At 65.1% G+C, this 23,650-nt stretch carries 25 protein-coding genes; 13 read left to right on the top strand and 12 right to left on the bottom strand.

All coding sequences use genetic code 11. The features are described from left to right. Positions 1-21 precede the first annotated feature (21 nt). A complete protein-coding gene (locus tag AB0O58_RS22460; protein WP_032375643.1) occupies positions 22-1,203 on the bottom strand; it encodes an FAD/NAD(P)-binding oxidoreductase in 1,182 nt (393 codons plus the stop codon). A gap of 8 nt (positions 1,204-1,211) precedes the next feature. After that, positions 1,212-1,679, bottom strand: a complete 468-nt coding sequence (locus AB0O58_RS22455; protein WP_032375617.1) for a hypothetical protein — start codon at positions 1,677-1,679, stop codon at positions 1,212-1,214. Positions 1,680-1,881: 202 nt separating this feature from the next. Between AB0O58_RS22455 and AB0O58_RS22450 the strand changes: the two genes are divergently transcribed. Together AB0O58_RS22450 and AB0O58_RS22445 are read left to right on the top strand one after the other, a co-directional pair. Further along, positions 1,882-2,568, top strand: coding sequence for a HemK2/MTQ2 family protein methyltransferase (locus AB0O58_RS22450; RefSeq protein ID WP_283550704.1), 687 nt, complete (start codon positions 1,882-1,884; stop codon positions 2,566-2,568). Between the two features lie 61 nt (positions 2,569-2,629). Continuing rightward, positions 2,630-2,794 (top strand): CDGSH iron-sulfur domain-containing protein, encoded by a 165-nt coding sequence (locus AB0O58_RS22445; RefSeq protein WP_063216898.1) that lies wholly within the window; start codon positions 2,630-2,632, stop codon positions 2,792-2,794. Here AB0O58_RS22445 and AB0O58_RS22440 read toward each other — a convergent pair. Then, entirely contained in the window at positions 2,776-3,774 is a 999-nt protein-coding gene (locus tag AB0O58_RS22440) for an iron-containing redox enzyme family protein (RefSeq protein ID WP_048319872.1), read from the bottom strand. The two genes, AB0O58_RS22445 and AB0O58_RS22440, sit on opposite strands and share 19 nt — an antisense overlap. Before the next feature lie 127 nt (positions 3,775-3,901). Here AB0O58_RS22440 and AB0O58_RS22435 point away from each other — a divergent pair, with 127 nt between their 5' ends. Then, positions 3,902-5,083 (top strand): zinc-dependent alcohol dehydrogenase, encoded by a 1,182-nt coding sequence (locus AB0O58_RS22435; RefSeq protein WP_032375618.1) that lies wholly within the window; start codon positions 3,902-3,904, stop codon positions 5,081-5,083. Between the two features lie 76 nt (positions 5,084-5,159). Here the strand turns inward: AB0O58_RS22435 and AB0O58_RS22430 are convergent, their stop codons facing one another. Beyond that, a complete protein-coding gene (locus AB0O58_RS22430) occupies positions 5,160-6,113 on the bottom strand; it encodes a hypothetical protein (RefSeq protein ID WP_032366265.1) in 954 nt (317 codons plus the stop codon). A gap of 207 nt (positions 6,114-6,320) precedes the next feature. On the opposite strand from AB0O58_RS22430, the gene AB0O58_RS22425 reads away from it, so the two are divergent. Together AB0O58_RS22425 and AB0O58_RS22420 are read left to right on the top strand one after the other, a co-directional pair. Next, positions 6,321-6,713 (top strand): OsmC family protein, encoded by a 393-nt coding sequence (locus tag AB0O58_RS22425; RefSeq protein ID WP_027496209.1) that lies wholly within the window; start codon positions 6,321-6,323, stop codon positions 6,711-6,713. 39 nt (positions 6,714-6,752) lie between these two features. Beyond that, positions 6,753-7,589: a YihY/virulence factor BrkB family protein gene (locus AB0O58_RS22420; RefSeq protein WP_052063189.1), complete on the top strand. Its 837-nt coding sequence runs from the start codon at positions 6,753-6,755 to the stop codon at positions 7,587-7,589. Here AB0O58_RS22420 and AB0O58_RS22415 read toward each other — a convergent pair. The 4 genes from AB0O58_RS22415 to AB0O58_RS22400 form a co-directional block, all read right to left on the bottom strand. Then, positions 7,537-8,250: a CDP-alcohol phosphatidyltransferase family protein gene (locus AB0O58_RS22415; protein ID WP_051365079.1), complete on the bottom strand. Its 714-nt coding sequence runs from the start codon at positions 8,248-8,250 to the stop codon at positions 7,537-7,539. The two genes, AB0O58_RS22420 and AB0O58_RS22415, sit on opposite strands and share 53 nt — an antisense overlap. A 98-nt stretch (positions 8,251-8,348) precedes the next feature. Beyond that, positions 8,349-8,582: a hypothetical protein gene (locus AB0O58_RS22410; protein WP_155289657.1), complete on the bottom strand. Its 234-nt coding sequence runs from the start codon at positions 8,580-8,582 to the stop codon at positions 8,349-8,351. 97 nt (positions 8,583-8,679) lie between these two features. Further along, positions 8,680-10,998 (bottom strand): glycosyltransferase, encoded by a 2,319-nt coding sequence (locus AB0O58_RS22405; RefSeq protein ID WP_230595433.1) that lies wholly within the window; start codon positions 10,996-10,998, stop codon positions 8,680-8,682. Beyond that, positions 10,995-11,939: a WcbI family polysaccharide biosynthesis putative acetyltransferase gene (locus AB0O58_RS22400; RefSeq protein WP_032375647.1), complete on the bottom strand. Its 945-nt coding sequence runs from the start codon at positions 11,937-11,939 to the stop codon at positions 10,995-10,997. Before AB0O58_RS22400 ends, AB0O58_RS22405 begins: the two co-directional genes overlap by 4 nt. 202 nt (positions 11,940-12,141) lie before the next feature. Here AB0O58_RS22400 and AB0O58_RS22395 point away from each other — a divergent pair, with 202 nt between their 5' ends. Genes AB0O58_RS22395 through AB0O58_RS22375 form a run of 5 tightly spaced genes read left to right on the top strand, consistent with a single transcriptional unit; the run spans position 12,142 to position 17,205 of the window. Next, positions 12,142-13,176, top strand: a complete 1,035-nt coding sequence (locus AB0O58_RS22395) for a glycosyltransferase (protein WP_366238825.1) — start codon at positions 12,142-12,144, stop codon at positions 13,174-13,176. Further along, positions 13,173-14,285 carry a glycosyltransferase gene (locus AB0O58_RS22390; protein ID WP_027496215.1) on the top strand — a complete coding sequence of 371 codons (1,113 nt, stop codon included), beginning with the start codon at positions 13,173-13,175 and terminating at the stop codon, positions 14,283-14,285. Before AB0O58_RS22395 ends, AB0O58_RS22390 begins: the two co-directional genes overlap by 4 nt. Then, entirely contained in the window at positions 14,282-15,301 is a 1,020-nt protein-coding gene (locus AB0O58_RS22385; RefSeq protein WP_366238823.1) for a glycosyltransferase, read from the top strand. Before AB0O58_RS22390 ends, AB0O58_RS22385 begins: the two co-directional genes overlap by 4 nt. Continuing rightward, entirely contained in the window at positions 15,298-16,149 is an 852-nt protein-coding gene (locus tag AB0O58_RS22380; protein WP_366238822.1) for a galactosyltransferase-related protein, read from the top strand. The genes AB0O58_RS22385 and AB0O58_RS22380 overlap by 4 nt, the downstream gene beginning before the upstream one ends. A 33-nt stretch (positions 16,150-16,182) precedes the next feature. Further along, complete coding sequence (locus AB0O58_RS22375) at positions 16,183-17,205, top strand: LLM class flavin-dependent oxidoreductase (RefSeq protein WP_366238821.1); 1,023 nt, start codon at positions 16,183-16,185, stop codon at positions 17,203-17,205. A gap of 69 nt (positions 17,206-17,274) precedes the next feature. Here AB0O58_RS22375 and AB0O58_RS22370 read toward each other — a convergent pair whose 3' ends face one another. After that, complete coding sequence (locus tag AB0O58_RS22370; protein WP_027496218.1) at positions 17,275-18,468, bottom strand: alpha/beta fold hydrolase; 1,194 nt, start codon at positions 18,466-18,468, stop codon at positions 17,275-17,277. A gap of 353 nt (positions 18,469-18,821) precedes the next feature. On the opposite strand from AB0O58_RS22370, the gene AB0O58_RS22365 reads away from it, so the two are divergent. Beyond that, positions 18,822-20,078: a CdaR family transcriptional regulator gene (locus tag AB0O58_RS22365; RefSeq protein ID WP_032375623.1), complete on the top strand. Its 1,257-nt coding sequence runs from the start codon at positions 18,822-18,824 to the stop codon at positions 20,076-20,078. Further along, on the top strand, positions 20,075-20,809 hold the full coding sequence (locus AB0O58_RS22360) for an EAL domain-containing protein (RefSeq protein ID WP_230595434.1): 735 nt from the start codon (positions 20,075-20,077) through the stop codon (positions 20,807-20,809). Before AB0O58_RS22365 ends, AB0O58_RS22360 begins: the two co-directional genes overlap by 4 nt. 62 nt (positions 20,810-20,871) lie before the next feature. Here AB0O58_RS22360 and AB0O58_RS22355 read toward each other — a convergent pair whose 3' ends face one another. Continuing rightward, on the bottom strand, positions 20,872-21,069 hold the full coding sequence (locus AB0O58_RS22355; protein WP_027496220.1) for a CsbD family protein: 198 nt from the start codon (positions 21,067-21,069) through the stop codon (positions 20,872-20,874). Positions 21,070-21,187: 118 nt separating this feature from the next. On the opposite strand from AB0O58_RS22355, the gene AB0O58_RS22350 reads away from it, so the two are divergent. Next, on the top strand, positions 21,188-21,649 hold the full coding sequence (locus AB0O58_RS22350; RefSeq protein WP_027496221.1) for a hypothetical protein: 462 nt from the start codon (positions 21,188-21,190) through the stop codon (positions 21,647-21,649). Positions 21,650-21,723: 74 nt separating this feature from the next. Here the strand turns inward: AB0O58_RS22350 and AB0O58_RS22345 are convergent, their stop codons facing one another. Together AB0O58_RS22345 and AB0O58_RS22340 are read right to left on the bottom strand one after the other, a co-directional pair. Beyond that, on the bottom strand, positions 21,724-22,272 hold the full coding sequence (locus AB0O58_RS22345) for a DNA starvation/stationary phase protection protein (protein ID WP_027496222.1): 549 nt from the start codon (positions 22,270-22,272) through the stop codon (positions 21,724-21,726). 79 nt (positions 22,273-22,351) lie between these two features. After that, positions 22,352-23,416, bottom strand: a complete 1,065-nt coding sequence (locus AB0O58_RS22340) for a TerC family protein (RefSeq protein ID WP_032371100.1) — start codon at positions 23,414-23,416, stop codon at positions 22,352-22,354. Positions 23,417-23,650 lie beyond the last annotated feature (234 nt).

Genomic DNA, 23,650 nt, shown 5'->3' with positions numbered 1-23,650 from the left:
CCTCGAACCAGACGGTCGGTGTCACAGTCTCCCGGCGAGAATCATGTGCCAGTAGGACTGCGGTAGGCCGTATCGGTCGAACGCCCACGCGGACCGTCTGGGTTTCAGGGGATCGAGAAACGAGGGTAGCGACGACGCCAGTGCACCGGTGCGGTCGAACTCGGCAGCGATCAGAGTGTGTGCTTCGACAGCGATGGGTGCGACGGTGTACCCGTCGTAACTCGACATCGCTCCGCCGCTCCTGGATGCGACGAGATTGTCGACGAGAACCGAAATCTGTTTGCGTAGAGCGCCACCCGACGAGTCGGTGTCGATCGCTGCACCGTCGCCTGCAGCCCACACCTCGGGGTGGCGTCGGTGCCGCATCGTGCGGGAGTCGATGTCGACGACACCGTGCTGCTGCTCTCCTGCCAGACCGGACTCCTGTACCCACAATGGTCCGCGATACGGCGGGACCAGGTGCAGCATGTCGTAGTCGATACGCTCGTCGACCCCGGCGTGATCGGTGACGGTGATGCGCTTGCTCTCGGGCTCGAGCGCCGTGACCGCCGTATCCATCAGGACGCGCACACCCAGGTCTCGGAGGTGGCCGGCGAGCCGGGGGTCCAGGTCAGGGACACCGAGCAGACTCTCACGATCTACGACCAACGTGATGTCGACGGTCGGTAGTCGTCCTGTGCGCTTCCAGTGGGCGGCCGCGAGGAACAGCGGCTTGACAGTGGTCCCGGTACACCCGACGGGCGGACGCGGCACGGTGAACACGGCGCGACTGTGTGCAGGCAGGTCACGGACCAGCCGCCATGTGCGCTCGGCCCGGTCGAGGTAGTTGCTGGCGACATCGGGAAAACGAAGCGCCGCATGCACACCCGGCAGAGCGGCTTCGTCGGCGATCAGGCCTTGCCCCAGTACGAGATCGCGGTAGCCGTACTCCATTCCCGACGCGCAGCGAACCGAGCGTTCTGTCGGATCCACCGACACGACCGAATCTTCGAGCCACACACAGCCCTCGGGGGTCACCGAGCGTTGGGTCCGTTCGGCCTCGGTCAGCGGTGCCTGACCGGCACCGACGTACGACAACAGGGGCTTGTACGTGTGCACCTGCTTGGGCTCGATCACGGCGACGTCGGACACGCCCTTCTTCAGCAGTCGTGCGGCCGCGCTGATCCCGGCATTGCCTCCACCGATGATCAGCACGTCGTACATGGTGCGGCTCACCGTGAATCGGCCGCCTGCGCTGTGACGTCGGTGCGGGCATCGGTTTCGGTGCGGGCTTCGGCGAGCGTGCGGTAGACGAACACGCGGTCCGAGACGCCGCTCGGGTCTGCGCCGTCGGGAAGCACAACGGAGAGTTTCTGCTGCCAGCGACCCTGGCGAATAGCGGTGGCGTCGAGCACGGAGCGAACCCCCGCCGCGACGAACGTGACGCGAGACAGATCGAGAATCAGAGCCCGGCCGCGCTCGGCGGCTTCCCCCAACGTCTCTGCCAGCACCGGAACGTCCACGTCGGTGATGGTGCCGGCAATGCGCACCTCGATGTCGGCGCCTGCGCTCTCGTCGACCGACACCGTCATCTCGGCCTCCGGGAGCGAGGAACGGGTACTCGAGGCACGGTCGTCGGCGGTGGAGAGCGATGGAACCACACCGGCGAGCGGAGTTCGAATGGACGGAACGACGATCATGGACAACTCCTCTGGAGCCGAACTCCTGAACCCGTGCAGGGGGAGTGCGGCAGTCGACTGCCGAGACTGCGGGCTGCTCCTCAACCACACACGTCCTAGCACTACCCCGAAGTGCGTGTCGGTAAGCCTGTTCCGAACAACCGGTTTGCGGGGCTTGGACGCGGGAATACGAATCCGACAATCCACGCTGGGAGGAATGTCCATGACGACAGCCGAATTCGATTCCGTCCGTTCGCTGGCACGAGTGCACGCCGATCCCGGAGTGTACGAGCCTCAGGAGGATTCACTTCTGCTGTGCGACGTCGCCGCAGATTCTGGGCTCGTGCCCGGAGCCCGTGTACTCGACATGTGTACCGGTAGCGGCGCAGTGGCCATCACCGCAGCACTGCTCGGTGCCCGCGAGGTGGTGGCCTTCGACATCTCTCCGCGTGCGGTTGCCTGTGCGCAGCGCAATGCCCGGTCGGTCGGAGTCGATGTGGATGTGCGGCTGGGGTCGTTCTCGGGGGCGACCGAGCTGGAGCCGTTCGACATTCTGCTGTGCAACCCTCCGTACGTTCCGTCGGAGACCGCGCCCACCGGCATGGGTTTGCACCGCGCCTGGGATGCGGGTGAGGACGGGCGAGTGGTGCTCGACCCTCTGTGCACGCGAGGCGCGGAACTGCTGGCCCCCGGCGGTGTGCTGCTGGTGGTCCACTCGGAATTCTCGGGTCCGCAGCGAACACGGGAGATGCTGAATACTCACGGTTTCGGTGCATCGGAGGCGGCGTGCCGCACAATCGACTTCGGGCCCGTCATGACGGCTCGTGCCGAGTGGCTCGAGGCCAAGGGCGTGCTCGAATCAGGCCGCAGAACGGAAGAATTGGTGGTGTTGCGTGGCGACAAGCGATGAGTCGACGGGTGGTGACGCTGCACCTGCGCGCACTCGGGTGAGACTGGTCCGGGGCGGACCGATGCTGATCGACGGGCCGGTCGAGATCGAACTCGACGACGGCTCCGTCGTCACCTCGGATCGTTTCGTCGTCGCGCTGTGCACGTGCAAGCGCAGCAAGACGTACCCGCTGTGCGACACGAGCCATCGCGCGAAGCGACGAGCGAGTCAGTCCAGCGACGACTGACCGGCGGACCACCGCTGCATCACGTGGTCCGCGAGCTCGTTCTCGACGAAATCCAGTGCGCGCATGCCGAATACGATGTCGGCTTCGATGTGTGGTTCCTGTCCGATCAGGTTCTCCACCACGTCGTGGCGCAGGACCTGCTCGTGGACGGCGTCGGCCTCGACGTGCTCCGCGTAGAACGCGATGCATGCCGCCGGCGCAGACAACCTGCGAAGGCCCTGCACGAACCGCTGTGAACCCGGCGAGGACGTGATCTCCGTGGCGGCGAAATGGCCCACGGTGGCACCTCGCCGGCTGCGGTGCAATCCGAACAACGACATGAGGTTGACCCACGCGAGTGTCTGGGCGGGGACGCGGTCCACGTACCCGAGGTAGGACGCATCGAGGTCTGCTGCCGTCATGGATTCGGCCCACAGATGCTGGTGGACACGCTCACCCCTGCCACCGCCGTACTCGTCGAATTCGACGGCGACATACGAGGCCTTGACCTGGCCGACCAGCCTCGGGATCGCCCACGCATGGGGATCCGCTTCCTTGAGGTGGTAGATGGACCGATGTACGAAGTACTCGCGCATCTGCTCCCACGATCCTTCGTCCCGCAGGAACCACGACGGGCCGGTACCGGACGACGCCTCGACCGACAGTCGCTTCATTTCGGCGACGACGTCGTCGCCGGGTTCGACATTCGAGCGCACGTAGTTCAGAAACGCGGATTCGAGTGCTGCTCTGAACTGCAGCAGTGCTGGATCCCACTCCAGTTCGTCGTCCACGCCCTCGAACCCGCGGTAGTGCAGTTCGTAGCTGACGAGCAACGCCAGTTGCATATCACGCGACGTCGGATCGGCATCCGACGCGCTGGGCAGTGCGGCACCGCCGCCGGTGGAGAGATACCGGATCACGGCGTCCGAGAGTGGACCACACGGCACCGGCAACCGAGGCGACACGAGGGTGGGGGCGATGGAAGGGGTCACAACACTCATTGTTCACGCCTACCCGCTGCCGGTCACGGTCAATCGTGTGGGTCCGATGCGTTTGCACGCATACGAAGCAGGTAATCCGCTTCGTGCGATTCCGAGTTTCGGGGTCGAGTAACAGAGAGGAGCCTCCATGCGCGCAGTGACATGGCAGGGCAAGAGGAACGTCAGCGTCGATTCGGTGCCCGATCCCCGCATCGAAGCGCCGACGGACGCAATTGTGAAGATCACGACCACCAATATCTGCGGATCGGACCTACACCTGTACGAGACGCTCGGTGCCTTCATGGACCAGGGCGATATTCTGGGTCACGAGCCCATGGGCATCGTGGAGGAAGTCGGTTCGGAGACAGGCGATCTCGCCGTCGGAGACCGTGTGGTCATCCCGTTCCAGATTTCGTGTGGACATTGCTACATGTGCAATTCGAGTCTGTACACCCAGTGCGAGACCACCCAGGTTCGTGAGCAGGGCATGGGTGCCGCGTTGTTCGGCTTCTCCAAGCTGTACGGCCAAGTGCCCGGTGGGCAAGCGGAGTACCTCCGTGTTCCGCAGGCGCAGTTCACGCACATCAAGGTCTCCGAGGCCGGACCCGATTCGCGATACGTCTACCTCTCCGACGTATTGCCTACCGCGTGGCAGTCGGTGGAGTACGCGTCGATACCTGCAGGCGGGTCGGTGACGGTGCTCGGACTCGGTCCCATCGGAGACATGGCCGCCCGCATCGCCCAGCACAAGGGTGCTCGGGTCATTGCTGTCGACCTCGTACCCGAGCGCCTGGCGCGAGCTGCGGCACGGGGAATCGAAACGGTGAATCTGGCCGAACACAGCGGGGGCGTCGGCGACGTCATTCGAGACATGACCGACGGCCGAGGAACGGACGCGGTGATCGATGCCGTCGGAATGGAGGCGCACGGCTCACCGGTCGGCAAGCTGGCCCAGCAGATCGTCGGAATGCTGCCCGACGCCGTGGCCGCGCCGATGATGCAGAAGGCCGGCGTGGACCGGCTGGGTGCGCTGTACTCGGCAATCGACATCGTTCGACGCGGCGGAACCATCTCGATCATCGGTGTGTACGGAGGTATGGCCGATCCGCTACCGTTGATGACCTTGTTCGACAAACAAATTCAGCTGCGGATGGGCCAGGCGAACGTCAAGCGATGGGTCGACGACATCATGCCGCTTCTCGGCGACGACGATCCGTTGGGCGTCGATTCGTTCGCTACTCACGAGCTTCCGCTCGAAGAAGCGCCGCATGCGTACGACATCTTCCAGAAGAAGCAGGACGGTGCGATCAAGGTTCTGTTGAAGCCCTGAACCTTTCGAATACAGCGATGCGGCCCGGAACTTCACGGGCCGCATCGGTATTCGCAGAAGGATCGATCGATCGTCGTCAGTCGACGGAGATGACGTCCTTGGCGATTGCTGCCAGGCGAGTCTGTCCTGCGGACACGACTCCGTGGCGGTTCTTGTGTGCCTCTTCGTACGCCACGACAGTGCGTACGTCGGCGGGTGTGGTCAGTTCCTTGATGGCGGCCACCGCGTCCGAGACGTTGAGGTCGTCGTAGTCCGCTACGGGAAGTTCGTCGGCACCGAGAGTTCCACCGGCGGACCGCGCGGTGTGAATGGCGTCGGCGACAGAATCGACACCCTCGCTACGGGTGACATCTTCGGCGGCTTCGAGTGCGGCATCGCGGCTGGCGGTCAACGTTCTGACGGCGACGTCGCCTGCGTGTGCACCGCGGCCGAGCAGAGCGCTCAGTCGGTCCGGGGTGGCGCGAGCGGCGTCCAATGCACGGTCGAGACCGCGAGCCGACCAGTTGGCCGGTGCGTTGACGATCTTGACTGCGGTGCCGGCAGCTGCCTGGAAAGGCGTCCGGCGCAGTGCGGCGGGTCCACCCAGGGCGTCTTCGGCGAGGACGGTCTCGAGCCATTCGACCGTCGCGGCGTGCGCGGTGGCCAAGCGGCCGGCCAGTGCCACGACGGACGGTTCCTCGGCTGCTGTTGCCAGAGCCTTGATGTACTTCGCTCGACCCAACAGTTGCTGCTCGAGGGCGAGATCGCCTAGCAGTGCCTCGTCGAACGGCTGCGCCTGCTCGGCGACTGCCTTCACCGCTGCGAAGGTGCGTCCGATGAACGGTGCCACTACCTCGGGCAGGCCACCGAGGTTGCGCAGTGCTTCCTCGATAGCGGCGGCGCGGTCACGTCCGTTGGCGGCGTTCTGCGTCAGTTCCCGACGAACCGCTTCGGTGCGCGCCTGCACGACGCGGGTTTCCGCGACCTGAATTTCGGTGTGTGTCAGCTGCAGTGCAATCCGCAACTGAGCGATCAAAGTCGATGTGCTCATGGTGCTCCCCTTTCGGTGGGTGGGTACATGGATCCGGCCGATGCCTGTGGGTCACAGCGTGATGCTCGGCCCTGTTCGGGTGTTACCCGTCGGTAAGTTTTGCCAAACGGCTGTACCGCAGGTGTGAACAGCGACACGTCCGAACCGCTACTCGTGTCGGCGGGATTCGACGGTTTCGATCGGCAGCGGAATGGACATCCGACACCGATGACTACCGAGCTGTACACAGCAACCGTCTCTGCAACTGCGACCGGCGTGACCTCCGACGACGGAGTGCTGTCGTTGAGTGTGCGAGAACCGGCCGAACTCGGTGGCCCGGGCGAGGCCACCAACCCCGAGCAGTTGATGGCCGCAGCGCTGTCGAGTTGCTTGGTGGAGTCACTGCGAATCGCACTGGGGACCGTCGGCGGCAGTGTCGACGAACTCGCGGTCAAGGGCACCGTCGTGCTGACCGATTCCGACGCATCCGGTTACGACGCGAAATTCGCACTGTCGGTGTCGCTACCGGGCACTGACAACCCGGAGGCCGTACTCGCGCAGGCCACGTCGATCTGCCCGTTCCTCAAAGTGATCGACGCCGTGGACGTCACCCTTGAATAACCGCTCGATCGATCGGCGGACCTGCTCCGAACGCGCGCGATGACATCCGTTCGCGTTCGGGCGGTTCGCGGAGTGCAGGCGATCAAAGCCGGCTTCGCGCGTGAGGACACCACGCTGATCGCGGGCGGACTGACGTTCTACGCGGTGATCGCCGTCGTCCCTCTGCTGCTTCTGACGATCCGGGCGACCGTGTTGTTGGTGTCGGCGCAGTGGGTACAGGGCGGATTCGACGCCATGTCTGCGTTACTGCCCGATGCGTTGGGTGCCCGCGCGGCGCTCGACGGCCTGGCCGATGCCGGAATACACCTGGGACCACTGGGGGTCGTGATCTCGATCTTTCCCGCAACGTTCTACGGAGAGGGTCTGCGGAGGGCGATCGTGCGCTTCGCCCCGACCCGTGAAACGTTCACCGGGTGGCGAGGCAGAGCTGCCATGGTGCCCTTTTTCGTTGCCGCCCCGGTGTTGCTCCTCGGGGTGCTGACCGTCGCACGCGTCCTGCAGGCGACCACGGGCGGCGGGGGTGCCGGTGCGCTGGCTCTACGAATATTTCTGGGGTTCAACTGCCTATGGCTGATCCTGGCCGTTCCGCTTGCCTGGACCTACCGGGTCATCGCGCCGCGGGCGGTGGGGTGGCGGGCACTCGTGGCCGGCTCCTTGGTCACGTCGTCGATCGTCACCGGGTTCGTGCACGGCTTCATCTTGTTCCTGGCCATTCCGGTCGACCTCGGTGCACCGTTCGGCGGTCTCACCGACATCGGCGGCGGTGTGGCAATCATGCTGTGGATGTTCGTCTTTCACGTGCTGGCGCTCGCCGGCTGGCTGATCACCGCCGAGTTCGATCGGCCCGTCGGTACAGCCCGAACATCAGCTGGGTGAACCCGAGAACAGCCAGACCACACGTCACCGATATTCCGATCGTCGCGGACGTCTGAGCGCTACCGGGGCCCGCGCCCGCAACGGTCGCGGTGACGACGGCGGCAACGACCCGAGACGGCCGCTCCCACACTGTCAGAAAGCCGACGTCGGAAATCCCGGCTCCGACGGCACGCGCGCGGGCCGTCTCGTGCAGCAATGTCGTCACACCGACGGCAACCACGATGGGCATCGGAGCACCCAGCGCGAGGCTGCCCGCCAGGAACAGCAGATCGCTGCACCGATCCGACACCGTGTCCAGCAGATAGCCCCACTGCGATTGGGAACGGCCGATCATGGCCACGCCGCCGTCGATACCGTCGAGCAGCCCGGAGAACACGATGAGCACCGCAGCCAGGAGGGGCAGCGAGGTGCCCGGCCGGGACAACGCCACCGAGCCTGCAGCCGCAACCACCGCGGCGACGGTGACGACGTGGGCAGAGACGGATGCGCGCACGAGCGGGGCGCTCAGGAAGTACACCAGACGAAGCCACGTCGACACGAGCACCGACGACGATGGATCGATGTTGCTGTGCAGACCCGACCATGTCGACAGATATTCCTGGCGGGTCGCCGGAAGTTCGGACGAAGTGCGCCGGCTCGGTGTGCTGCGCTGGTTGACCATCGACGATCCTTGCTCGGCAAATCGAAAGACCGACTCTACGAAATATTCGTCGGTGTATACCCGCCTATACGAAACCCACACCCGAGCGGCTCCGACAGTTACTGCTCGTCGGAGTTGCTCTGTCTCCTGCGGGCTTTGAGCCGCGATATTTTGATCCCGACGGCCGCGAACAGAATCAGCCATCCCGCGATCAACACTCCGCCTCCGACGAATGCCGCTCGCTGCAGAGGATGGGTGTCTGCGTACACGTAACCGACTGTGCCCCACAGCAAAGCGACCAAAAAGATAATCGCCATCATCCACATCATCGAATACAGCGTTCTGTTCATCATTCGCCCGATCTCGCCGTTGCTTTCGTCTGCCGCCGATTTACATTCTCCCACTGGCCGTACCCGATTCGGTCGAGTCGACACCGGAACCACCCCACATTCACCACGCAAGTTTCGGTTGAACCTCGCCCGCGAAGAGCCCGAACTCCGCGCCTGTCCGATGCATGTGCCCGAACAGGGCCTCCGCGAGGTCCTCGGAAGCCGTTCCCATCGTCGACGACCACCGTCGAGCGCGACAGCTCGACCGAGACGTGCGCAGTTCGACCGTGCCCGAGTTGCCCACGTCGACCGTCAGACGATCCGCTCCTGTCTCCACGAGACGACGTAGTGCGCCGGCACCGAACAGGACGAGGCCGCGCACCTCGAGCACCGCGTGAGAACGTGCGGTGTCTCCCGGGAGCCCCACCTGGATGCGGCAGTCGGCGTCGCCCCACTGCCGCTGTAATTCTCCGGCATCGGGTCCGTGAATCCACACTCGACAATCAGGATGCCTCAGGACCGAGCCGACGGTCTCGAGGAGGGACGCAGCGCTGTGCCCGGTGGTATCGACAACCGCGACGATCTCCGGCAGCGCGTAGGTCAGACCCTGGGTACGCGCCGCAGGGTCGGTGATGCGGGAGGCCAGCATCAGCGCTTCGGCGTTCTTCCGCTCTCGGTCTCCGCCCGTGCGTTCGGCCCAGTCGGGCCCGTCGTGCCAGGCGACTGCTCGCGGCCGATGGGCCAGGACGGCACCTGCGGCGTAGGCCCGATGCGCGAATTCCCAGTCTTCTCCGCCGTACCCGACGAACGTCGGGTCGAACCCGCCGAGTTCCTCGAACAACGTTCGGCTGCAGGACATCACGGCACTGATGACGTATCGGTACGAACGACGGTCCGCGTCCAGAAGGTCTCGCGAGCCGGCGTAACCGTCACGAAGCCATGGAGGCTCGGTGAATTCCGTCGGGCCCGCAGATCGGCCGTCGAACCAGGTACCGACGTCCGCGGGCGACCACCCGCCGAGATCGGCATGTCGACGCCTACCCACCGTCACCGCATCGGGAAGGGCCACGATCAGGCGTACCGATTCCTCGATGTAATCGGGTTCGGGCACGGTGTCGGCGTCGAGGAAGCAGAGGATGTCTCCGCGCGCTGCGGACGCACCGAGATTGCGTGCGGCGGCGGCCCGGAATCCGAGATCCGGTTGGCGCACGACGGTGATGTCGAGAGCCGAGCCGAATTCCTCCACGTTCGGTTCCTCGGGAGATCCGTCGTCGGCGACGATCACCTGGATGCGGGACGCGGGCCAGGTCTGCGCGGTCAACGCTGTCAGAACCAGGTCGAGCTGGTGCTGCTGCCGGAAGTAGGGAATCACGACCGACACTCGGGGCGTGTCGGATGCGGTCGGTGCCAGATCCCACCGATTGTGCGGAACCACCGAGCGGCCATCGGGCAGCGCGATGGACGGTAGAGCCATGCTTTCTCGGAACAGGGAGCTGTACAGGTCGGCCGCCTGCGCCGGCGATGGATACGGTGCCGAGTCGGTGGCCTGCCATGTCTTCTCGGGTCGGCGTAACGCTTCTGCCATGGCCTCGGCCAGGCCCTCCACTGTGTCCTCGTGAATCCACAGCGCATCGGGCGAATTGACGGCCATCTCGTCGACGTATCGACCACGAGGGACCAGAGGGCGACGGCCCGCCGCGATCCAGGTGTTGATCGAACCGGATGCCGATACATGCCGGTGGAAAGCGACCGGGACAGCAATGGACCGCAACCGGCCGCCCAGTTCGGCGTCGGGCACGAAGCCGGTCGTCGAAAACGGCCTGCCCAGATGCCGGGCAGTGGCGCGTAGTTCGTCGAGCACGTCCTCGTGTCCGGCCGACGCGGCCCCGACGATCTCGAACCCGACGTCGGTGTCCAGTGCAGACATGGCACCGAGTACTTCGCTGTGTCCCTTCCCCGGATAGACGAACCCGAGAATCCCGACGACTCGCCGGGGGACGACGTCGTCGGATCGTAGTGCCGGGCGGTCTATCGGTAGGGGAATGACCCGGATGTCGGGTCGGCTGTCGAGTATGTCCTCGACAAGCAGTCGCTCGTGCACACTCGACACCACGACCGTTGCAGCGCAGTCGATCACTCGGCGGTAGCAGTCGGTGCGTGCCGCAAACGCGGAGCCGTCCGAGATCTGGGGTACGTCGTGCAGCGTAACGGTGATGCGGGCTCGATGCTGCTGTGCCAGTGCGACAATGGCATCGGCTGCCTCGTGCGCGGTACGTCCGAACAGCCGGTCGGTGAAGTGAATGTGGACGGGAGTGTCGCGCGGTAGTCGGTCGGGAGCGGTCACCACGGGACTCGCTGTGGCGGCAGCCATGTCGCGGGCGCACCGGACGACTCCGTGGTCCGGTGGGCCGACCACGAGATGATGCACGGGTGCGATCACGGCGTCGTCTGCAGGATTCGCAGGAGCTCGGAGTGGCGGGCCAGTGCGGCGTCGACGAACTGGGGATGTGCCGCATACCAATCGAGGTGAGCGCGGTGCACGACATCGTTGGACACGTCGGAACCGTCGACCGTCCAGTCTGGGCGAGGATCACCGGGGAGGCCGAGGGCGTCCAGTACCCGGCGTTCGACGGGCGCTCGCACACCGCCGAGCAGTTCTCTCCCTGGATCACCCACAGTGCAGGCGGTGTCGAGGTGGTCCAGGATCCGCTGCGCGAGTGCAGTCAACACCACGTTGGTCGGGTGGTTGATCGTATGTGTGGCACGGCTTCTTGCACTCTGGAACAGGTCGGACGCAGCGATGTCGGTGTCGCGGCTCTCGCGTCGTCGTAGTTCCTCCAGGCTCGCCTGCGCGGCATCACGAAAGCCGGCGTCGGATACCGGGAGGTCCCAGTTCTCGCCGGACCGCACGCCACGCTCGAAGGCCACAATCGTCCGCAGATCGTGGTACGGAACGAGATCCGGAACGGCCGCTGGGTCGCTCGGATGCCGAACGATGATCTGAAAAGGATGCAGCGCAGCGTATCTCAGCACGGGCCAACGAAGTACCACGGCGTGTGGCGGGAGTGATCGTGTCAGATCGGGGACCCCGAGCGGCAAATGCCGATAGCCCTCCCGCACAGGTTGAGTCAGCAGTACCGAGGTCTGCCGGACCAATCGATCGACGTGCGGCAGATCGGCGGATTCGAGTTCGTGTACCGGCGGGATTCGTACCGTCCGAAACGGCAACGCCGCATCCGAGCTCAGCAGAATGCGCATCGCCTCGGCCTGGCAGTTACCCCAGACGAGCAACAGGGGGCGATCGTCGACGGGTGTACGTGGCGCGGCCTCGAGCCCCGATATTCCGTAGAAATCGCCGTAGTGGCGAGTACGCCCGTCCATGTCTGCCCCGACGTCGTGTGAGTGCGTGTGTTCGACCATTCTTCTGGTCAACGTAGCCCCGCCGAACCTGCGACGCCAACCGCGATTGAACTCGGTACGAAGTGGGTACAGACCCCATGCGCGTGTCGGGAACAGGCACGATTCGTCTGACCTGTACCCGAAGGAATTCATGATTCGTATTGCGTCCGTACCCTCCTCTCACGTGTACGTACAGCACGTGCAGCCGGTGCCCGACGGCTCCGGTAACTCGGTGGTGCTGTTGCCCGATCCGACGCCGGTTCGCGTCGATGTGCCGGGCCAGTGGTGGCCGCCTCGTCTCCTCGACGCCGGGTGGTTGGCCGAGCAACCCGATTCGAGCTTCGACGTTCTGCACGTGCACTTCGGCTTCGAGTCCTTCTCGCCGGAAGAACTGACCCGCACGGTCGAGTATCTGCGGGCCCACCGCAAGCCCTTGGTGCTCACGGTGCACGACGCGCACAATCCCCATTTCGCGGACAACACCGGTCATCTGGAGCAGCTGGACGTATTGATTCGTGGTGCCGATGCCGTGATCACCCTCACCGAGGGAGCAGCCGCATGGATAGCCGATCGGTGGAATGTGCGTGCGACGGTGATCGAGCACCCGCACGTGGTGCCCCTCGAGAGAATGAACGTCCCACGCCCGGTCTCGGACTCGTTCGTCATCGGAGTCCACGCCAAGAACCTGCGAGCGAACATCGACCCGCTTGCGGTGATGGACGCCGTCGTCGAGGCGGCTCGATCGCTACCGGCTGCGACGGTGCGGTTGGACATCGACGAGGACGTGTTCGACACGGCCGGCCACTGGTACGACCCGACCGTCGGCGCGAAGTTGCTGGACTACAACAGTTTCCCCGACGTCGATGTGCGGGTGCACGCCCGATTCGACGACGAGCAACTTTGGGACTACCTGTCTTCGATCGACGTCTCGGTGCTGCCGTATCGGTTCGGTACACATTCGGGTTGGCTCGAGGCCTGTCGGGATCTGGGAACGGCCGTCGTCGCGTCCGATTGCGGCTTCTATGCCGACCAAGCGCCGATTCACAGTTTCGTCATGAACACCGACTCGTTCGATCCCGCCACGGTGGTGGCAGCCGTGCAGGCGGCCCACGCCGATCGGACCACAGCGCTCGACGCCGCAACCCGGGCCGAGCAGAGACAACGAATCGCAGCGACCCACGCTGGGATCTACGCAGCAGTGACAAAGGAGATGCGTTGAACGAGAAGCCACTTCGCATCGCGGTGCTGGCGTCATCGAGTTTTCCGGTGGCACAGCCTTTCGCGGGCGGTCTGGAGGCACACGTCTACAATCTGGTGCGGGCGCTGACCGAGCGTGGGCACCACGTCAGTCTGTTCGCCGCAGACGGATCGAGCGTCGATCTGGATGCCACGATGTTGCCGGTCCGAACGCTGGATCTGACACCGATTGCCCTCGCCGATCTCGCGGTCACCCCCACTGCGGTTCGCGAGCACCACGCATACCTCGCCGTGATGATGGAACTGGCCGGTGCGCTGTCGAACTCGTTCGACATCGTGCACAACCACAGCCTGCACTACCTGCCGTTGGCTATGTCCGCCACACTGCCGGTGCCGATGGTGACCACTCTGCACACGCCGCCGTTCGCGTGGCTGGAGTCGGCTGTTGCCCTGGCTCCGTTCGGTGCCAACACTTTTGCTGCTGTCAGTGCGTTCGCAGCCGAACAATGGGCCGACGTCGCGACCGGGACGATCGTCATCCGGAACGGGATCTCGCTGCAGGACTGGCCGTTCGGTGCGGGCGGCGACTATGTGGTGTGGTCCGGACGGTTGGTTCCCGAGAAGGGATTGCACCTGGCCATCGCCGCCGCGAAGCTCGCCGGCCGGTCGCTACGCATCGCAGGACCCATCAGCAACCTCGAATACTTCCACGGTGTCGTCGAACCCCTGCTCGACGATCGAGTCCGATACGTCGGGCACCTCGATCAGCCGGCCCTCGCCGCGCTGGTGGCCGGTGCCGAGGTCGCGCTGGTGTCGCCGGTGTGGTCCGAGCCGTACGGTCTGGTGGTCGCCGAAGCCCTGGCCTGCGGTACCCCGGTGGCAGCATTCGCCCGCGGAGGGATACCCGAGATCATCGACGCCTCGTCCGGAGTGTTGGTACCCGCCGACGACGTGGCCGGGCTCGCCGCCGCCATTCCCGCCGCGGCAGCGTTGAACAGGCACGACGCGCGGGCGCGCGCCGAGCAGGTGTGTTCGGTGGACCGGATGGTCGACGAGTACGAGGAGCTGTACCGATCGACCCTCGAGTCCGCATCGGCACCGGAGTCCGCCCACGGTCTCGCGATTGCATGATCGGCTATTACGCACACCACCACGGGGTAGGCCACGTCACTCGGTCCGACGCGATTGCGCGCCGCCTGGGTGAGCCGATCACGGTGCTGTCCTCGCGGGCGCGGCCTCCGGAACATGCTGCAGCGGAATGGATCGCACTCCCGCTGGATGTGAACGACACCGTGGTCGAGGCAGCCGCCGACGACATCTCGGCGGGGGGAGTGGTGCACTGGGCACCCCACGACGTCGACGGACTGACCGCACGGATGGCGATCATTGCCGACTGGGTTGCGCGTGAGCGACCGCGGGCAGTGGTCGTCGATGTGTCCGTGGAAGTGGCGATGTTTCTGCGGCTGATGGGTGTCCGGGTGATCGTCATGGCGATTCCGGGACACCGGGCCGATCCCGTCCACGCGATGGCCTACCGCGCGGCGACGCACATTCTCGCACCGTGGTCACGCAGTGTGTACGACCCGGCATGGTTGCATCCGTACGCCGCAAAGACGACGTACTCGGGCTCGATCAGCCGGTTCGCCGGACGAGCCCGAACGGAGGGCTCGAACACTGCGGCCACCGAAGGCCCGGTTGTCGTACTGGGCGCGGCGGGTGGCACCTCGTTGACCCGTGAACTGGTGGACTCGTGGTCCGCCGCGGACGACCGGTTCGACTTCCGCACACTCGGAGTAGCGGGCGGCGACTGGGTGGACGACGTGTGGCCGGTGCTGTGCTCAGCGGCCCTCGTGGTGACCAACGCCGGGCAGAACGCCGTGGCCGACGTCGCCGCGTCGGGCACACCGGCCATCGTGGTTCCGCAAGCCCGGCCGTTCGACGAGCAGGCTGCCACCGCGCACGCACTGGCGGCCGGATCCATCGCCGCGGTGCTCGACGAGTGGCCCTCGGTCGATCGGTGGCGACGCGCTGCCGACTGCGCCCTGGGCATCGGCGGACGGACATGGTCGCTGCTCGGTACCGACGGCGCACCCGATCGGGCGGCTCGCGCGATCGAGCAGGCTGCGTCCGGGACGGCTCGACGATGAACGTGGTTGTCGTGACCGTGGTCTCGGGTCGTCACGATCATCTCGCCGCGCAGATTCGCGGGTTGGCCGAGTCCACCGACCGGCCCGTCGAGCACATCGTGGTCGCCATGGGCGATGACGACATTGCGGACGTGGTCGCCCGATCCAGCTCTGCGGCAACGGTTCTCGACATGGAGGCACAGACCCCGCTGCCGGTGGCGCGAGCGCGTAACCTCGGGGCAGCCGCTGCCTTCGGTCGGGGTGCCGAGCTGGTGGTGTTCCTCGACGTGGATTGCATACCCGCCCCGGAGATGCTCGACAGGTATCGCCGCGCCGCACTGCGCCCCGACAGTCGGCGAACTCTGTTGTGCGGACCGGTGACCTACCTGAAACCCGACAGCGTCGGGCTCGAAGGTGACGCTCTGATCCCGCTCACCGCGCCGCATCCGGCTCGACCGAATCCGCCTGCGGGCGCAGTGGAACCCGGACACGATTTCGACCTGTTCTGGTCGTTGTCCTTCGCCGTGCACGCCGACACGTGGACCGAGATCGGCGGCTTCTGCGAGGACTACACCGGGTACGGGGGCGAGGACACGGATTTCGCGGCCACGGCCCGCGCGTCGGGCATCGGGTTGCGGTGGGTGGGCGGCGCTCACGCGTACCACCAGTTCCATCCCGTGTCCGATCCTCCGGTGGAACATCTCGACGACATCGTCGTCAACGCTCGGATCTTCTTCCGCCGGTGGGGCCGGTGGCCGATGGTCGGATGGCTCGAAGCGTTCGCGTCGCTCGGATTGCTCGAGTACGGCGGCACCGAGATTCGCCGTCTCACCGCCGCTGTTCACGACACTGACGACGGTGTGAATTAGGCTGGCCGGACTTTCACGAAACGAGGTCCAGACGTGCCCGAACCATCCAGGCCCCTGCGTTCGCTCGGATTTCTGACCATCGGGCTCTTCGACGAGAACACACCCGAGGTCGGCCACGAATCGACGCTGCGCATCATCGAACTCGGGGAGCGGCTGGGATTCGACAGTGCGTGGCTTCGTCATCGTCATCTGCAGTTCGGTATCTCGTCTCCCATCGCGGTCATGGCCGCCGCGTCGCAACGTACCGACCGCATCATGCTCGGCACTGCGGTGACGCCGTTGGGTTGGGAGAACCCGTTGCGTCTCGCCGAGGACCTGGCCACGGTGGATGTGCTGTCCGGTGGGCGCGTCAACGCGGGAATCAGTGTGGGACAACCGATGCACTTCGATCGCGTCGCACACTCGTTGTATCCCGACACCGCCGAGGACGAGGACTTCGGCTACGACCGAGTCTCGCGGCTGCTTCGGTTCGTAGCCGGTGAACCTGCGTCCACGTGGTCGGGGACCGAGGGAATCGAAGCGTATTCCGAACGAGTACAACCGTATTCGCGTGGTCTACGGGACCGAATGTGGTACGGCGGGGCCAGTCTCCGTTCTGCCCAGTGGGCAGGGGAGAACGCGATGAATCTTCTGGTGAGCAGTGTGGTGCGCGCCGAGGACTCGACGGATTTCGATGCGATCCAGCGCGCGCACATCGCGCGGTTCCGCGAGGCTCACCCGGCCGGGGCCGACGCGCGGGTCTCCCAGGGGCTGGTAGTCATCCCCACCGACAGTGCTTCCGCCGCGCAGAAGCGCAAGTACGAGGACTACGTTCACGCGCGTACTGCACGGACCGGAGCACCGCAGGGGCCGGCTCGGATGATGTTCGCACCGGACCTCGTGGGTACCTCGGACGAGATCGCGGAGCAGTTGTACGCCAATCGATCTTTTCGCGAGGTCGACGAGGTGGCGTTCGCGCTGCCGTTCAGCTTCGACCACGAGGACTACGTGCAGATCCTGACCGACACGGCGCAGACGCTCGGCCCGGCGCTGGGGTGGACCCCAGCACAGAACTGACCCGGACTTCCGCCGAGGGCGATCGGCCCGATCGGCCGATCGCCCTGGTGGAACAGAGGTACCGGTGTCCTACTGGCCCGTGATGGGCGAGTTGTAGGCACACGGGATCGACTTCGCGGGGAAGCCCTTCGGATCCAGTGCGTTCTTGACGATGCCGATCGCGCGCGGTGAGACGGAGATCGACAGGTGGTCCGACAGGTCGATGCCGCAGCCGTCCTGCAGGGTGACATTGTTGACGGTGGCACCGGGGCCTGCGGTGAGGAACGTCGTCTTGTACGGGGTGACGACCTCGTCGTACTTGGTGCCGATCACGGTGTACTTGATGCCGGGGTCGGTGTCACCGCCGACGGCCAGTCCCTTGACGAGTGGCGAGTCGATCACCTGGTCCGAAGCTGCCGGCCCGGCGATGGCACCGACGACTCCCAGGACGTTGAGTCCCAGGTTGTTGATGGTGCGCCCCAGAGTTCCGATGCCGACGAGGGTGGTGCCGTGATTCGATCCGGCGACGCTGACGACCGTGTTCACTTTGTTCTTGGTCGGGTCGGTCGGATTGGCACCGCCCTCGAAACGGAGGTACTGACGGGTGACGAGCCCACCCTGGGAGTGGCCGACGATGTCGACCTGCGCAGAGCCCGTGGCCGTCCGCACAGCGTCGACGTAGGTGGCGATCTCCTTCGCGTTGGACGCGACCGATGCGGTACCGCGAAGCGACGGGAGATTGCCGACGACACTGGAGTCCCCGTCTCCGTAGTTCAGCGCGAAGATGCAGTAGCCCTCCTTCTTCAGGGCAGGCGACATGCGCGCGAAGTTGTTGTACGCGTTCTCCCAGGTGCCGTGCAGGAGGACGACCGGGCGGGGGTGCGCGGCGGTGGGCTTGCAGTTCCAATCGTTGGCACCTTGGGGTGCGACGTTGGGGTTGACGATGCTGTAGAGGAATCCGGCCAGGAAGTTCTTCTGATCGGGCCCGTATCCGGTGGTCTCGGTCCGTGGGTCGTACGTCGCGGTGGCGGGGGCAGCCGAATCGATGCTCGGTGCCGTGATGCCCTGATCCGAGGCCTTCGGGTATGCGCCGGTCGGCCCCGGCGGAACAACGGTGTTGCCCTGCACGGTAGCGGGCGGTGCCGGTACCGGGACGGGTGCCGGCTGAGCCTGCGCTGCGAAACCGGAACCGAGGGCAACGGAGCATGCCATTGCAGCAATCATCGCAGCGCGGACTGTCGTGGCCTTCCTCGTTGCACGGAAGGTGGACCGAGAAGTGGTCATGGAGCCTGACTTTCGACGAGGGTCAAGTGGACAAGTCGGAACTGTAGGCCCGGATTTCGGCCCGGAACGTGCGCCGCATCACGTTTGGAAACCGCCCGCACGTGACCGTTCATTCGTGATGGGGCGTCACAAATGACGGCGAACCGGATGCGAATGCGGATTTGGTGCCGGGTTCACGGTCCAAAACAATCCCCAGGTTTTATTTGTGCACTATGGTTCGAGTGTCTTCACCGCGGCCGACTGTTCGGCCGGGGAAGGACGGTTCGATACCGAGGCAGGGGCGTTGTGGGCAGACATCGACCGCCTGAAGGACATGACCTGACGCTGGTTTCGAGTACGAGGGGTGGGGTTCGGTGACTGCAACAGACAGTGTGGACACGGCGCAGGAGGAGTACGCAGGTGGTCGACGTGCATCCGACCGCTTGCGGACGCCCCGGGAGACTGCCGCGCGAATGCTGAACCGGTATTTCGTCGATCCGGAGGACGTACCGCCGCCGCGCGACTGTGCACGGGGCGAGCTCGACGACATGGCGACCACCTGCAGCGAACTGGCTGCAGGGGTCCTCGACTCCGGTCGACTACCGATCGCGGGGGCAATGGACACCTTCCGGGACGCCGCAACGCGGTGGGCCCGCGACGGAGTGCCGCTCGGCCGTATACAGCACGCGATCAACGAAGGCTGTGCGCTGGGTTTACGGGCCGCCGAGTCGGCGGTGAACCGGGAGGCAGGCGCGGCGGGCGATGACCGGACGATCCTGATCATGGAGCTTCTGAACGTGGTCACCGAGGCGGTGTCCGACGCTTATCTCACCGAGTTCCGCACGTTGGCGCAGAACGGTCCACGGCACGACGTCGAACTGCTCGACGCTCTGCTGACCGGCGACGGCACTGCCCGCAGAATCGCCGATCGGATGGGTGCGCTGCTCGCCGAGGAGTATCACGTCGTGGCCCTGCACTTTCCGGCGCATGCCGACGAAGGGGGTAGGCGCGGCGATGCGGCGATGATGGCCGCACGGAAGCTGCGGAGAATTCACGCGGCCCTGGCAGCGCACAACGGAGACATCGCCCCCATTGCATCCATCAGTGCGACGGGTGGAACGGTACTGCTGCCCGACGTTCCGGGTGCCGACGTCGACGAACTGGTCGAGCGGCTTGCCGACGCCGGCCAGATCGCAGTGACGGCGACGACCGGGTCGGCAGCGATCGACGACATCTCGGTGACGGCGCCGCACCTGTACGAGCTCCTGAGTCTGGTCCGCAGGCTGCACTACACGCCGGGCACGTACCGCATCTCGGATCTGGTGTTCGAGTACCAGGTGAGCAGGCCCGGACTCGGCCGAAAGCACCTCGTGACCTTGATCGATCCGCTCCGTGACTCGGTCGACCTTCTTCCGACGCTGCAAGCCTTCGTGGACTCCGATTCCAACAGGAAGAAGACAGCCACGTGGCTGACGGTGCATCCCAACACCGTCGACTACCGCCTCAAGCGGGTGGATCAACTCACCGGTCTCGATCCGATGAAACCGTCGGGGTTGCGGCGACTGCACGCAGCACTGATCGCCGATCGCCTCGAGGCACGCCGAACCCCGGTGGACGAGCGATCACTGTGACCGTCTCGGACGGCGCGGTGCTGGCAGCGTCCGCGGCGCTCGAGTCGGTGGATTCGGTGGCGGCGCTGTTTCAGCCGGTCGTCGAACTGTCGACCGGACATGTCGTCGGCTACGAGGCTCTCGCTCGGTGGCCGTCGCCGAGCAGCGCACTCCCCGAGGACGTCTTTGCTCTGGCCCGTGAACGGGGACTCGTCGGCCGAGTGGATGTGGCCTGCCGCGCGGCAGCTCTGCGCGCGGCGAGGGAACGTGCCTACTCCCGCAGGGTGCGGTTCTTCCTCAACATCGAACCGGGTTGCTTCCGTGACGAGCAGGACGTCGACATGCACCTCGACGCCATCGGCGACGATCTCGACGTGGTCCTCGAGATCACCGAGCGTGATCTGGATCGGAACGTTCCGTTGCTGATGGTCCTCGTCCGCGGCGCGCGCGCACGCGGGATGGGGGTGGCCATGGACGACGTCGGAGCGACACCGGCAACCCTGGATCTACTGGCGCTGGTGGCACCGGACATCGTCAAGCTCGACGCGTCGATCGTGCGAGCTCCGCTGCGATCCCGACCGGCAATGCGACAGATTCGCGCCTACGTTCGGTCGAGCAACGCGATCGTGCTGGCGGAAGGCATCGAGACGCGTCGGCATCTGCGACGTGCGAAAGCGCTCGGTGCCAGCTTGGGGCAGGGATGGATGTTCGGGCGGCCGTTGCCGCTGCCGAATCCGACAGGAGGCCTGTGACAGAGAAGAACCCCGCACCCGAGCCGTGAAGGCTGGGTGCGGGGTTCTGCTGCATCGATGGATCAGTTCGTGAACTTGTCCTTGATGTTGCCGGCTGCGTCCGAGACGTCGTCGCCGACCTGCTTGGTCTTGCCCGACGCCTGGTCCTTTGCGCCTTCGGCAGCAAGGTCGTCGTTGTCGGTCTTGTGGCCGATCTTTTCCTTGGCTTCGCCCACGAGCTCTTCTGCCTTGTGCTTTGCCTTGTCGATGAAATCAGCCATGTGAACTCCTCGAGATCGATTGTGCTGCTCGTGCATGGGAGCTATACCCGAGATCGCGGTCGGTAATCATCGGACTGCCGGCCGTGTTGCCGGCACGGGATGCGGGTACGTGCCGTTCATGACTGCACAGACGAACGACCCACATTCGCATGAGACGCCGGCACCGGAGCACCGCCGCCCCGACGGAGTGGACGACGATACCGTGGCAGCCACGGGCAAACTGTCCGAGGCACTCGAATACGTCGAGCGCGCTCGCGGCCACCTGTACTCGTTCCATCAGCTGATGGGACACGCGGATCTGCTGCTCGGGGAGGCCTCCGACGCGTTGTCGGACGCCGGGCACGACGCGTTGGCACAGCGACTCGAGACCGACATGATCGGCCGCAACATCGCTCAGGGGCGGTGGACGTTCCAGCTCGTCGAGGAGTTCGACGACGGGTATTGGACGGTACTTCGTGATCACGAGCGGGCGGTCCGGAACGAGCTGCTCGACGGACGTCGGCACGTCTTCGAGGCCGAGATGAAAGAACAGCGACGAACGCACGGTCGCAGCGGCCACGAGGCGCGTCCGACGGAGTGATCTGGCTCTGTCACAACGAAAAGCACCGGCCTCGCCGTGATCGGCGAGACCGGTGCTTCGGGGAGAAATGTTTGTCAGCCGGCTTGCTTCGCAGCGTCGACTTCGCTGGTCGCGCTTGCGGTGGAGAGCTGACCACCGGAGTTCTCCAGGTGCGCGCGGACGAACCAGTGGAACAGTTCGAGCTGGGCGCTCTGGCCGATGAGCATGTCCTCGGTGATCGGATCGATCTCGCCGACCTCTTCGATGTTCTTACGGGTGGTCTCGATGACCCCGGTGTACACCAGATCGAGAGCGCCGAGGTGCTCGATCGCCGTCGCCCGGCCGATCGAGTAATCGTCCCAGGAACGTTCCTTGACGATGGTGCCCGGCGTTCCCTTCGCAGAGGAGCCGAGGGTCGCGATGCGCTCGGCGACCTCGTCGGCGAAGCCGCGCACGGCCTCGACCTGAGGATCGAGCATTTCGTGGACAGAGATGAAGTTCGGTCCGACCACATTCCAGTGAATGTGCTTGAGCGTGAGATGGAGGTCGTTGTAGGCGTTCAGGCGATCCTGCAGGATCGCTGCGACGCGCGCGCCCACGTCCGACGAGAGTCCGGGAACGGTGTACGAGTTCTTGTCAGCCATGACGACGGTTTGCCCCATCACGGCGAAGTACAAACATGCCCCGCCGGATCGATTCCGGCGGGGCATGTGTCGTGCGGAACTATTTGTCGAGTCGAGGCGAATCGGTACCCGACGTACCCGTCGACGAGGTGCCGGCGGTGGAGGTTCCGTCCGTCGGATCGACGATCGGACTGTCGGCTGCGGCCCTGTCGACCGCGTCGGCGCTGTCTTCCTCCGGGGGATTCTTCAGGCTCAGGATGATCGAGCCTGCCAGGACCACGACGATGACCACCAGGCTGACGAAGGACGGGATCTCGGGGATCGACGTGCTGATCACCTTGTGCCCGGCCTGCAGGATCAGCTTGACGCCGATGAAGGCGAGGATGATCGCCAGTCCCTTGGACAGGTAGTGGAACTTCTCGAGCAACCCTGCGAGCAGGAAGTACAGGGCACGCAGGCCGAGGATCGCGAACGCGTTCGAGGAATACACGATGAACGGGTCGTCGGTCACTGCCAGAACGGCAGGAACACTGTCGACCGCGAAGACCAGGTCGGCGGCCTCGATCGCCACCACGACGGCGAGCAGTGGCGTGGCCACCCGCTTGCCTGCTTCCTTGACGAAGAACTTGGTACCGGAGTACTCGTCCTGAACGGGGACGATCTTCTTGAGCAAGCGCACTGCAATGGAGGTGCCGGGGTCGTACGAGTCGTCCTCGTCCTTCATCAGCTTGTACGCGCTGTAGAGCAGGATGGCGGCGAAGACGAACAGAACCGCGGCGAACTTGCTGACGATGGCCACACCGGCGGCCAGGAAGATGGCACGGAAGACCAGGGCGCCGATGACACCGAAGAACAACACGCGGTGCTGGTACTCACGGGGGACCTTGAAGTAGCCGAAGATCAGCGCGAAGACGAAGAGGTTGTCGACCGACAGACTCTTCTCCAGCAACCATGCCGTCGTGTACTCGACTCCGGCCGTTGTTCCCAGCGTGAAGAACACCACGATGCCGAAGATGATGGCGACGCCTACCCACAGTGCGCTCCACCACGCGGCCTCCTTGAAGCCGATGATGTGCGCGCCGCGGTGCGCCAGCAGGTCGATGGCCAGCAGGATCAGGACGACGGCACCGAATGCGGCCCACGCCCACCATGGGACGACGTTCATGAACGTCCACCCTTACCGGTGAACTTCGTGCCCAATTGCTTCAACTTCGCCTGATTCTCTGGCTTGGTTGCATATCGGCGCGCTCGGTCGATCATCTGTTTGCCCTGAGGGCTGCGAGCGAACGCGGTCAACTTTTGTGTCAACGACGACATCTGTCCTGCTCCTTACGTTCTCGTTCGATCGGTATGTGGGGCGGTTCGACCGCAACTACTCCAGTCTGACTGTTTGCTTTAC

It is taken from the genome of Rhodococcus sp. NPDC080181, from assembly GCF_040702225.1.
GTDB lineage: Bacteria > Actinomycetota > Actinomycetes > Mycobacteriales > Mycobacteriaceae > Rhodococcoides > Rhodococcoides fascians.
The sequence above is the reverse complement of the archived record's forward strand: the minus strand, read 5'-3'. Positions and strand labels throughout refer to the sequence as shown.